The 11718-nt window shown below is 63.7% G+C and carries 11 protein-coding genes; 7 read left to right on the top strand and 4 right to left on the bottom strand.

From position 1 onward, the window contains the following. A partial coding sequence (locus J7G73_RS10470; protein WP_291246210.1) for an SDR family oxidoreductase occupies positions 1 to 189 on the top strand: 189 nt, incomplete at its 5' end. A 108-nt stretch (positions 190 to 297) separates the two neighbouring features. Then, positions 298 to 1353, top strand: a complete 1056-nt coding sequence (locus J7G73_RS10475; RefSeq protein ID WP_291246211.1) for a YcxB family protein — start codon at positions 298 to 300, stop codon at positions 1351 to 1353. Between the two features lie 9 nt (positions 1354 to 1362). On the opposite strand, the gene J7G73_RS10480 is transcribed toward J7G73_RS10475, so the two are convergent. Next, complete coding sequence (locus J7G73_RS10480; protein WP_087291873.1) at positions 1363 to 2715, bottom strand: MATE family efflux transporter; 1353 nt, start codon at positions 2713 to 2715, stop codon at positions 1363 to 1365. Positions 2716 to 2813: 98 nt separating this feature from the next. On the opposite strand from J7G73_RS10480, the gene J7G73_RS10485 reads away from it, so the two are divergent. Continuing rightward, positions 2814 to 3086 (top strand): hypothetical protein, encoded by a 273-nt coding sequence (locus J7G73_RS10485; protein WP_291246212.1) that lies wholly within the window; start codon positions 2814 to 2816, stop codon positions 3084 to 3086. Positions 3087 to 3108: 22 nt separating this feature from the next. Here the strand turns inward: J7G73_RS10485 and J7G73_RS10490 are convergent, their stop codons facing one another. Beyond that, positions 3109 to 4170 (bottom strand): SpoIID/LytB domain-containing protein, encoded by a 1062-nt coding sequence (locus J7G73_RS10490; RefSeq protein WP_087291876.1) that lies wholly within the window; start codon positions 4168 to 4170, stop codon positions 3109 to 3111. A 181-nt stretch (positions 4171 to 4351) separates the two neighbouring features. Here J7G73_RS10490 and J7G73_RS10495 point away from each other — a divergent pair, with 181 nt between their 5' ends. From J7G73_RS10495 to pap, 4 genes are all read left to right on the top strand, one after another. After that, positions 4352 to 5704 (top strand): citrate synthase, encoded by a 1353-nt coding sequence (locus tag J7G73_RS10495; RefSeq protein ID WP_291246213.1) that lies wholly within the window; start codon positions 4352 to 4354, stop codon positions 5702 to 5704. Then, the gene (locus J7G73_RS10500; RefSeq protein ID WP_143424657.1) at positions 5701 to 6474 is read left to right on the top strand and encodes a hypothetical protein; all 774 of its coding nucleotides are present in this window, start codon (positions 5701 to 5703) and stop codon (positions 6472 to 6474) included. Before J7G73_RS10495 ends, J7G73_RS10500 begins: the two co-directional genes overlap by 4 nt. Before the next feature lie 138 nt (positions 6475 to 6612). Beyond that, entirely contained in the window at positions 6613 to 8148 is a 1536-nt protein-coding gene (locus J7G73_RS10505; protein WP_291246214.1) for a nitrite/sulfite reductase, read from the top strand. Positions 8149 to 8378: 230 nt separating this feature from the next. After that, on the top strand, positions 8379 to 9851 hold the full coding sequence (gene pap, locus J7G73_RS10510) for a polyphosphate:AMP phosphotransferase (RefSeq protein ID WP_291246215.1): 1473 nt from the start codon (positions 8379 to 8381) through the stop codon (positions 9849 to 9851). Between the two features lie 77 nt (positions 9852 to 9928). Here pap and ansA read toward each other — a convergent pair whose 3' ends face one another. Together ansA and J7G73_RS10520 are read right to left on the bottom strand one after the other, a co-directional pair. After that, positions 9929 to 10948, bottom strand: coding sequence for an asparaginase (gene ansA / locus J7G73_RS10515; RefSeq protein WP_291246216.1), 1020 nt, complete (start codon positions 10946 to 10948; stop codon positions 9929 to 9931). A 92-nt stretch (positions 10949 to 11040) separates the two neighbouring features. Further along, positions 11041 to 11718, bottom strand: a 678-nt coding sequence (locus tag J7G73_RS10520) for an ATP-binding protein (RefSeq protein ID WP_291246217.1), incomplete at its 5' end; no start/stop codon positions are given.

The following is an 11718-nucleotide window of genomic DNA, read 5'->3' on the forward strand; positions in this document are numbered from 1 at the left end:
GGCATCACCGATACCGACATGATGCGCGCGGTGCCGGAACACATCATCAAGGCCCTGTGCACCCAGATTCCGCTGGGCCGCATCGGCAAGCCGGAAGAGGTGGCCAATGCTTTCGTGTTCCTGGCCAGCGAGATGGCCAGCTACATCACCGGCGTGGTGCTCAGTGTGGACGGTCTGGCCCGCACCTGACCCGGTTTTACAGCACAGAAAAAACGGAGGGAAGTCGCCGGGGCTTCCCTCCGTTTTGCATTTCATGGTATAATTGTGGGAAATAAAGCGGAAAGCGAGGATATCGCCATGGATCAGATCGAATACACCAACAGCCTCTCGCTGCGCCGTCAGGCCTGGAAGCTGCTGCTGCGGCGCACCCTGCTCAGCCCGCTGGGGATTGCGGCCGTTCTGGGGCCGCTGTTTCTGGCGGTGCTGGGTATCCATGAACTGTGGCTGACCTACTGGGGCTTTTACTACATGGGCATGGATTTTTCCTGGTATGGCTGGCAGACGCTGGCCTATATGCTGCTGTTTCTGGGCACCGCGGGCTGGATGGTCTGGCGTATCGTGGCGGGCAACCGCAGGGCATACCGGCGGTTTCTGGACCAGCCGGAGGAACCTCGCTGCCTGGTATTCAGCCAGCATATCCTTCGCATCTACCGGCTCGACGGCCTGCAGCTGCTGGCCGTTCACTGGAATCCGAGCATCCGGGTGGTACAGAGCCGCGATCTGGTAATGCTGTGCGCAGGGCGCAGCTGTCTGGCGGCCATTTCCGCCCGGGAGCTGGAGGCCCAGGGCGGTCTGGCGCAGCTGCAGCACACCGTGAACGAGCGGGTGCGTCAGGCCCAGCCGCTGGACGAGACCCTCTGGCGGTCGCTCATCACACCCCGGCCGAATCTGGTCTGGGGCGCCAGCTATTCCATTGCCGATGCCTGGAACCGCCGGTTGCGTCTGCGTCTGGCGCTGGGCGGCGCAGCGGCACTGTTCATCATCCTTCTGCTGATGCCCGGCGGGCTTTTGGTCAAGGGAATTGCCGCGGCGGCGGTGGTGGGTCTGGTGGCCGCTCAGACCAATCCCCGGCGGCGGGAAAAAGCCACCATCCAGCAGGGCGGACCCTCCGGCCTGACCCGCATGCCCGCCCGATTTGAACTGTATGAGGACGGCATTCAGCTTGCCCGGGGCGAGGAGGGCAGCTTCTGGAGCTGGGAGCGAATCGACGAAGTGAGAGAGAAGCGGGGCACGCTGGTGCTGAAAAGGGACGGCGGAGTCATCACGCTGCTGCCACCCCAGGCCTTTGCCGATGAGGCGGAGCGCCGGCGGGTGCGGGACTTCATCCGGGCCCGGCTTGCCCGACCGGAATAAGAGAAGCGGTCAGGCGATCTCCTCATGCTCCGGCATGGAAAGGGTGAGCCGCCGCATGGTGATGAAGAAAGCAATGACCAGCGGCACCGCGCTGCCGCTCCAGGCCATGGGGTTGGCCAGACAGGCACCGGTGAAGCCGAAGGGGCCCACCAGGCAGACCGCGCAGACGCCGCGCATCACCAGCTCCATGATTCCGGCGAAGGTGGGCACAAAGCTCTGGCCCAGCCCCTGCAGGGAGTAGCGGAAGATGAACAGCAGTGCCAGCACCCACATGGAGAAGGCGACCACGCACAGATAAATATAGGAAAGGCCGGTCACCTGGGCGTCGCGGCCCACAAACAGGATGGCCAGCTGGCGGCCGAAGACCAGGAACACCACACCCATAAAGACGGACCAGCTCAGCGCCATGGCGCTGCACTGCAGCACACCGGTGCGGATGCGGTGCAGCTTGCCCGCGCCGTAGTTCTGAGCCACGAAGGTGCCCATGGCAAGGCCGAAGCTGCACAGAGGCAGGGTGCCCAGGGATTCCAGCTTGTTGGCGGCGGTGAAGGCGGCCACCGCGGTGCTGCCCAGACTGTTCAGGGCGTATTGCAGCATCAGTGAGCCGATGGCAATGATGCTGCTCTGGAAGCCCATGGGCAGACCCATCTGCAGATGCCGCAGCACCTCCCGGCGGCTGAGCTTCCAGTCGGACCGGTGCAGCCGCAGAGCGGGGAAGGCCTTGTGGATGTAGACCACGCAGGCGGCACCGGCCAGCAGCTGGGCGATCACGGTGGCCACGCCCGCGCCCATTACCCCCAGCGGGGTGTAAAGGATGAGCAGCACATCCAGCAGGATGTTGAGTACGCAGCCCCCCACCAGAAAGGAAAGCGGGGTTTTACTGTCGCCCAGCGCGCGCAGCACGTTGGACACCACGTTGAACAGCATGGTGGTCGGAATGCCCGCGAAGATCACAATCAGGTAGCGGGTGGCATCCTCTAAAATTTCCGGTGGGGTCTGCAGCAGGACCAGAAGCTGGCGGGTGCCTGCCATGCTGGCCGCCATGAGCACCAGGCTGATCACGCCGCCCAGCACCAGACTGGCCGCATAGCTCTGGCGCACGCCGTCCATTTCTCCCGCGCCGAAGCGCTGGGCGGTGAGGATGGAAAAACCGGCGGACAGGCCCTGGGCAAAGCCGATGATCAGAAAGGTCAGGCTGCCGGTGCAGCCCACCGCGGCCAGGGCATTCACGCCCAGCATCCGCCCCACGATGAAGGCGTCGGCCATGTTGTAGACCTGCTGGAACAGGTTGCCGATGAACAGCGGCAGTGCGAACAGCAAAATCAGTTTTGCCGGGGAACCGGCGGTCATGGATTTGGTCATAACAATTCTCTCCATTTGGGTGCGTTGCAAAAATCAGATCCAGAGTGTTGTGCGAAAACATAACGCCACCTATCATACCGCAGCGGCGGCAAAAGTCAATGCAACTTTTTGAGGATTTTCGACTGGTTTTCAAAATTAGGGCATACTGCACAATTCCAGGTGATGGAGCGCACCGGAAAATTTTTTGTGAGATGAACCAAAAAGCGCAGGCAATCCTTGGTGGATTGGCGAGCATTTTTGGAAAATATCACGAAAAATTTTGGTGCGATACGCCGCCTGAGCCGCTAGGCGCGAATTGTGCGGTGTTGCCTTGGAAAAGAGCACAAAAATGCCCGCTCACAAGCCATGTGGGCGGGCATTTTGCCACTTGAAAAGGAGAACGAAGCGGAACGATCAGCCGGGGTATTCCGCAAGGCTGGTGCCGGGAAAATACCAGCTTAAAATCTGCTGGCAGCTCTGACCCTGGGCGGCCATGGCCTGGGCACCGCACTGGCTCAGGCCCACTCCGTGGCCGTAGCCCAGTGTGGTCACATCGAAACCATCCTCGGTGCGCTGAATGGTAAAGCAGCTGCTACGCAGCGAAAGGGCGGTGCGCAGCTGGGTGCCCTTCACAAAGGCCCCGCCCACCTGGATGGTGTCCACGTATCCGGCGGGGGTAAGGCTTGTCTCGCCAAACCAGCCGTCCGCGCTGCCGCTCAGGTCCAGGCCGGAAAACTGGGTGGCCAGCATGTCGTACATCTGCTGGGTGGTGTAGCTCACCGTTTCCTCGTAGCCCTCGGCCAGCTTGTCCAGCGGGGAGTCCACGCCCTGCAGATAAGGCAGCGCCTCGTTCCACACCAGCTGGCTTGCCTCGGTGCGTCCGTTGCTGATGGCGTGGTAGCAGGCGGCGGCGGGTGCGCCCTCGTACAAAAGCACCGTGTGCACCAGCGGCTCCAGCAGGGTTTTCAGCCGCTGGTAGTTGGCCTCGTAGTCCTCGCCCCAGTAGCTTTGCAGCACTTCGGTGGTCATGCAGCCCTGGCGGCGGGCCGGGTCCACCGAGAACCAGGCCCCGCCCAGCGCCTCGGTGTCCGCGTGGTCCCGCTGATACAGCGCGTAGCTGTGGGCGGCGATGCCCTGAGCCTTCAGCGCCTCGTCCGGCCAGGTGATGGGCATCTCGCTGGCCACCGCCCCGATCATGTACTCCAGCACCGGTATCTCCAGAACCTGGCCGGTGGAGGCATTCTGTACCCGGATCACATCCTCTGCCGGGGCAGGGGTCTCGGCGGGCGGAGCGCTGGGGAGCGGTGTGGTGCTTTCGGGGGAGGAGACAGCGGGCGCAGGCTGGACCTCGGCGGCGTTCTGCCCCAAAGAGGAGGATGCCCCAGCCTGCCCGGCGGCCTGGGGCAGAAGGCTCACCAGCGGCAGGCAGAAGGTAAGCAGGCAGAACAGCAGGATGGGCAGGATACTTCGTTTCATGGCATTGGACCTCCTTGGCGGCGCGGCGGCAGTTTCCGCACTTGCTTTTTCGTTGTAAAGTGTGTAAGATTAAACATAAACCACCGGTGGGAACGGGTGGTTTTCAGAATAACGGCCCCGGGGCGCAAAGCGCGCCGAAGCAGGCCGTTTGACAAATTCGGATCAGAGGGGGAAGGGGGCCATGGCCCAGCAGTCTTCCGGTATGGAATTTTTATGCCGGGAATATTTGAAAAATAACTACATCGACCCGGAGACCAGTGAGCGTCTGGGGGTCAAGCGGGGCCTGCGCAACCCGGACGGTACCGGTGTGCTGGCGGGCCTGACCAACATCTGTGATGTTGTGGGCTACGAAAAGGGCCCGGCGGGCGAGGTCATCCCCGCTCCGGGTCGGCTGATCTACCGGGGCGTGGATCTGAACGAGCTGGTGCGGGAGGCCTACGAGCACGACCGTTTTATCTTTGAGGAGGTCAGCTGGCTGCTTTTGTTCGGCAGCCTGCCCAAAAAGAGCGAGCTGGAAAAATTCCAGCAGATCATCGCCGAGCACCACAACCTGCCCGATCACTTCATCGAGAACGTGCTGCTGCGCTCGCCCAGCCCCAATATTATGAATAAGATGGCCCGCAGCGTGCTCTCGCTCTACAGCTACGACGAGCGCCCCGAGGACCTGAGCCTGGAAAACCTGATGGAGCAGTCCATCAACCTGATCGCCGGGCTGCCCACCATCATGGTGAACGCCTACCAGCTCAAGCGCCGGGTGTACGACAAGCAGAGCATGTTCTTCCACCCGCCCACGCCGGGGCAGAGCACCGCCGAGCACATCCTCTCCACCTACCGGGCGGACCAGAAGTTCACCCACGAGGAGGCAAAGCTGCTGGATCTGTGCCTGCTGGTCCACGCGGACCACGGCGGCGGCAACAACTCCGCCTTCACCTGCCGGGTGCTGTCCAGCTCCGGCACCGATACCTATTCGGCCATTGCGGCGGCCATCGGCAGCCTGAAGGGCCCCAAGCACGGCGGCGCAAACCTGAAGGTGATGGAGCAGCTGGAATGCCTGAAGGCCGGTGTGGAGAATTACCGGGACGAGGACGAGGTGCGGGAATTTCTGCGCCGGATCATCCGCAAGCAGGCGGGCGACGGCAGCGGCCTGATCTACGGTATGGGCCATGCCATCTACACCATCAGCGATCCCCGTGCCGTGGTGCTGCGCCAGAAGGCGGAGAAGCTGGCGGTGGAAAAGGGCTTCGAGGAGGAATTCCGCCTGCTGTGCCTGGTGGAAAAGCTGGGTCCCCAGGTGTTTGCCGAGGAAAAGGGCAACAAGACCGTGTGCGCCAACGTGGACCTGTACAGCGGCCTGATCTATAAGATGCTGGGCATCAGCCAGGATCTTTACACCCCCCTGTTTGCCATCAGCCGCATTCCGGGCTGGTGCGCCCACCGCATTGAAGAGGTGGTGTTCGCCAACCGGATCATCCGCCCGGCCTACAAGTACCTGGGCGTGCGGCAGAAATACAAAACATTAGAGGAACGCGGATGAAACGAATTGCAACGATTTTATTGCTTCTGGTCTGCGCGGCGGCAGGTGCCGTGCGCTGGCTGGATGTGATGTACTACACCGATCTTGCCACCGGCTTTGTGACCTGGGGCAGCTACCTGTGGCGCTATGCGCTGGCGGGCGGCGTGCTGGTGCTGCTGTGGCTGGCGGGCTGGATGATCCCCAAAACCAGCACCGCGCTGAAGGGCCAGAGCACGGCTCAGGGCATGCTGGCACTGCTGTGCGGCGTGGGCTTTGCCGCGCTGGGCGGGGTGTATCTGGCGGCCTTTGACGAGATGGGCCGGTTCGAGCTGGCGCTGGCGGTGCTGTATCTGGTGAGCGGCGTGTGGATGCTGCTGCTGGGCCGCAGCCGGTTCACGCCGGAATTTGAGGCTCCCACCGGCAGCGCGCTGTTCGGCGTTGCGGGCACACTGGCGCTCTACCTGCTCACCATCAAGCGGTTTGGTCTGGCTCCCACCGGCATCGCGCGGGTGAACACCACTCTGGAGGCCCTGGCGGCGCTGGTGGCGCTGCTGTTCTGCACGGCTCAGCTGAAAAGCGCCTACATCCCCGGCGGCAAGAGCGCCCGGTGGATCTGGCTCAGCGGCATGGCGGCCTTCCTGTTCTGCACCTGCCTGGCACTGCCCAGCGCCGTGTGGACCTGGCTGCAGGGCCAGAGCGCGCTGCGCGGCATGGTCGAGGGCGTGTGCCTGGCTCTGGTGGGCCTGATGGGCGCGGTCTACGCGCTCACTGTGTCCAGCGAAGAGAAGTAACGTGTGAAAAAGAACCCGCCGGATTCGGAATTTTCCAATCCGGCGGGCCTTTTTTGTGTAAATCCTGCCAAACCTATGGTATAATAACTTTTCAAACCGCTCCGCTCAGGGGCGGTGAGCTGAACAAAGGAGAGGCATATGAACGATATGATGGCCGCCTTCCGGGCGGATTTGAAGGGCTTTGACGAAGCCACACGTGATTTTTATACCGGCAATATGAGCAAGCAGGAGTACAAGGGCATCTCCGGCGGCTTCGGCAGCTATTCCGAAAAGGGCGGCCAGAAGGGTATGATCCGCCTGCGGATGACCGCCGGCCGCGTGACCAAGGAAAAGCTGGCCTTTGTGGTGGAGACCACCGAGCGGCTGAACATTGACCTGATCAAGCTGACCACCTGCGAGACGGTGCAGCTGCACCATCTGACCGGCCGCCAGATTCTGGACGTGGCGGGAAAGGCTCTGGATGCGGGCATCGTCTGCCGGGGCGGCGGCGGAGACCACCCCCGCAACGTGATGGCGCCGCCTCTGTCCGGCGTGCTGCCCGGCGAGAGCTTCGACGTGATCCCCTATGCGGAGATGACTGCAGATTATCTGTTGAGCCTGCTGTACGATATCCGGATGCCCCGCAAGCTGAAGGTGGGCTTTGCCAACCATGAAACCAACACGGCCCACGTCACCATGCGGGACCTGGGCTTTGTGGCCGAGGCGGACGGCTGCTTCTCGGTATACATCGCCGGCGGTATGGGCCCCAACCCCCGCATGGGCCTGAATGTGGCCGAGCATGTGCCCGGCGGTGAGCTGCTGTATTACGTGAAGGCCATGGTGGACACCTTCCTGGCCCACGGCAACTATGAGCAGCGGGCCAAGGCCCGCACCCGCTACATGCAGGAGGCCCTGGGCGAGGAGGGTCTGCGCCAGGCCTATAACCAGGCTCTGGAGGCTGCGAAAGCCGCCGGTGGGCTGGACCGGCAGGTGGAGAAGCGCCCGGTGACCAAGCAGGGCGAGGGCAGCATCAGCGGCAAGCGGATCATCGCCCAGAAGCAGGCGGGCCTGTTCGCGGTGAGCTATCATCCCCTGGGCGGCACGCCCAGCCGCCAGACCCTGCGGGCGCTGCTGGATACCATCCAGCCCATGGAGCAGGTGGAGGTGCGTCTGGGCGCGGACGGCACCATGTATGTGATCAACTGCACCGCCGCCGAGGCGGAAAAGGTGCTGGCCGTCACCGAGGACGGCGCGCGCACCCGCTTTGAGCATTCGGTGGCCTGCATCGGCGCATCGGTCTGCCAGCAGGGCGTGCGGGATTCCCAGGCGCTGTACCACGCCTGCGTGAAGGCTGCCCGCGAGGCAAACCTGCCGGACGGCGCGCTGCCGGTGATCCACATTTCCGGCTGCCCCTCCTCCTGCGGTACCCATCAGGTGGGCACCCTGGGCTTTCACGGCGGCGTGAAGCTGGTGGACAAAAAGCCCCATCCCGCCTTCACCCTGCATGTGAACGGCAGCGCCCGGATGGGCGAGGAGCGCTTCGGCGAGAGCTGGGGCGTGATCTTTGAGGAGCGCATCCCGGAATTCCTGGTGGCGCTGGGCCGCAAGGTGGCCGATACCGGCCTTTCCTTCGAGGAATGGCTGCCCGCCCACGAGGCCGAGCTGCGCGCCCTGGCGGCGGAGTATCTGGTCTGAGCCGGCGAAAAAATGCAACAAAATACCCCGGATGGCAGCTGCCATCCGGGGCATTTTTGCATGGTTGGCAAAAAATGGGCGAAAAGCTTGTGGGTCATGCCGAAACTTAAGCCGGTATGAACCTGCCGCCCGGTGGTATAATGAAAGAAAACGGCGGACAGTGGGCAATCTCCCGCGCCGCCCGCAGCGCCCGGTAAAGTGTCCGGGCAGGGAAATGAGAGGTGTGCAACATGTTGAAAACCTGGGTACGGCCCGCGCGGCCGGAGGAGAGCGAATGCAAGCAGCGGCTGGATGCCGCCCGTGACCGGCTGGAAGCTTTGCAGCTGGAGGTGAAGGCCGCCGGCCTGCCGGTGCTGGTGCTGGTGGAGGGCTGGGGCGCCGCGGGCAAGGGCAGCATGCTGGGGCGGATTATCCAAAACATCGACCCCCGGTTTTTCACGGTGACCAGCATGTCCGCCCCCACGCCGGAGGAGGGGCGCTACCCCTTTTTGCACCGGTATGTGAAGGCCATTCCCGAGGCGGGCAAGTTCGCCTTTCTGGATTCCGGCTGGATGGACCAGGTGGTGAAGGAGCGGCTGCGGGGCGAGCTGGAGGGCCAGGCCTACGCCCGGCGGCTGCAGAGCGTGCTGCGCTTTGAGCGCCAGCTCACCGACAACGGCTATCTGGTGCTTAAGCTGTTTTTGCAGATCAGCCGCAAGGAGCAGAAAAAGCGGCTGGAGGCTCTGGCCGCCGACCCGGACACCGCCTGGCGGGTGAGCACCAACGACCGCTGGCAGAACAAGCACTATGAGGAGTGCGAGGATGTGTTCGACGATTACCTGCGGGCCACCAATCTGCCCGGCGCGCCCTGGTACATCATTGACGCGAAGGACAAAAAGTGGTGCGAGCTGCAGATGCTGGAGACCCTGTGCAGCGCTATCGACACCGCCCGCAAAAACGCGGCGCTGGCGGTGCCTCTGCTGCAGAATACCTTCCCGCTGGTGTCCATGCCCAAGCTGGCGCAGGTGGATCTTTCCCAAAGCCTGACCGACGAGGAATATGACGCCCGCCGCAAGGCCCTGCAGAAGCGGCTGACCGTTCTGCACAACCGCACCTACCGCAAAAAGGTGCCGGTGATCATCGTGTACGAGGGCTGGGACGCCGCGGGCAAGGGCGGCAACATTCGGCGGGTCACCGCCGCGCTGGACCCCCGAGGCTATCAGGTGAATCCCATCGCCAGCCCCGAGCCCCACGAAAAGGCCCGGCATTACCTGTGGCGGTTCTGGACCCGCCTGCCCAAAACCGGCCACATTGCCATCTTCGACCGCAGCTGGTACGGCCGGGTGCTGGTGGAGCGGATCGAGGGCTTCTGCACCGAGAATGACTGGCAGCGGGCCTACAACGAGATCAACGAGTTCGAGGCCGAGCTGGCCGACTGGGGCGCGGTGATTTTGAAATTCTGGGTCCACATCGACCCGGCCACCCAGCTGGAGCGGTTCCAAAGCCGCCAGAACACCCCGGAAAAGCAGTGGAAGATCACCGACGAGGACTGGCGCAACCGGGAAAAATGGCCCGCTTACGAGCAGGCGGTGGACGAGATGCTGCAGAAGACCAGTACGCAGAAGGCCCCCTGGCACATCCTGCCCTCGTGCGACAAAAAATATGCCCGCGTCAAAGCCCTGGAGATCATTGTGGATACCCTGGAAAAGGCGCTGGGCGACTGACCGCTTGCGGAGCACACAGAAAAAATGCCCCTTCGGCTGTTTTGCCGAAGGGGCGTTTTTCGTATGTTCAGGCGGATTTACCGGGCGCTGGTCAGCTCGCCCCGCAGGTCCTGCTCCATCCAGTGCTTGATGGTGTCCCGGTCGTAGCCCTTGCTGAACAGGTAGTACAGCTTTGCCACCGCCGCCTCGGTGGTCATATCCAGGCCGCTCACCGCACCGGCGGCCTTCAGGCCGCTGCTGGTGGCGTAGGTACCGATGTGCACCGCGCCCTGGGGGCACTGGCTGCACACCGTGAGGATGGTGCCATGGGCGAAGGCCTTCTGGATCAGGGGCAGCAGTGCACCGTCGTAGTCCGGAATGTTGCCCGCGCCGAAGGTCTCCAGCACGATGCCCTGCAGCTTCTCGGTCAGAATCGAGTCGAACAGCTCGAACTGGATGCCCGGGAATACCTTCAATACGCCGATGGGCACGTTCTCCAGCTTTGCCAGCTGCAAGGGGCCGTTCACCCGGGGCGCGCCGATGGCGCTTTTGTTGTAGCGGATGTCCACCCCGGCGGTGGCCAGCGGCGGATAGTTGGGGGAGGAGAAGGCCTGCAGGCCGTCCGCCGAGCTCTTCACCGCCCGGTTGCCCCGCAGCAGCTGACCGCCGAAATAAAGGCTCACCTCGTTCACCACGCCCTCGGCTGCAATGAGCAAGCTGGTGATCAGATTGTCCCGCCCGTCGCTGCGCAGCTGGCACAGCGGGATCTGGCTGCCGGTGAGCACCACCGGCTTGTCCAGATTTTCCAGCATGAAGCTCAGCGCCGAAGCGGTGTAGGCCATGGTGTCGGTGCCGTGCAGCACCACAAAGCCGTCGAACTGGTGGTACCGGTCCGCGATGGCCTGGCCGATGGCGCACCACTCGTGCACGGTGATGTTGGAGGAATCCAGCAGCGGGTCCATCTCCACCAGCCCCCAGTCCGGCATGTCCGGGCTGGTCAGCTCAGGAATGGTGGCCAGCCCGCCCGCAAAGCAGCCCGGCTTGGGCGCGTAGCCCTGCTCGCCGGGCATCATGCCGATGGTGCCGCCGGTATATAAGATGCAGATGCGTTTTTTCATAAAAAATGCCCCCTGGCCGGCGTCGGCTTCTGCGGCGCTGCGGCGGATTTTGCTGCTTATCAGCATACCACAAAAGCCGGGCGGGGGCAACTTTACTCCGGCAGGATGCACCGGGGGGCAAGATGAATATAAACCGGGCTGAACCGGTCCGCCAGCAGCTCCGACGGCCGGGGCGGTGTCAGCAGGGGAAGGGCGGGGTAGAGCGGCAGCGAAGCCCCGCACACAAAGCCCGGCCCACCCGCGCGCACCGCAAAGCTTCCTCCCGCCTGGCGGGCAAAGGCACGGGCCGCACCGAAGCCGAAGCCCGGTCGGGCATCGGGGGCAAGGCCGGGGCCGCTGTCTATATAGATAAGATGAGCGCGCCCGTTTGCTGAACGCAGCCGCAGCTCCAGGTTGGGGCGGGGCCCGGCATGCAAAAGGCTGTTGCATACCAGCTGCAGCACCAGCGCCTCCAGCAGGCCGCTGCGGCCCGCCACCGGAAGCGGCTCGCCCCAGCTACAAAAGCGCATCGACGCAGGCGGCAGAGGGCAGACCTCGGCCGCTGCCTCCAGCAGAACGTTGCACCAGCTGTTCAGTTCCAGGCAGGATGCAGCGGGCAGGGAAAAGGCCGTCTCCAGCTCCAGTGCCCGGGCGCGGCGCAGCAGCAGGTAACCGGCCCGCAGCCCGGCGGCATCGGCGGGCGCGTCCGGGCCCAGGCGCAGGGCGGCCTGGCGGCGGAGCAGGGCCGCCAGCTCCAGCGGATCGCTTGCAAAACGCATGAGAGTCCCTCC

The organism is Allofournierella sp., assembly GCF_017889395.1.
GTDB lineage: Bacteria > Bacillota > Clostridia > Oscillospirales > Ruminococcaceae > Allofournierella.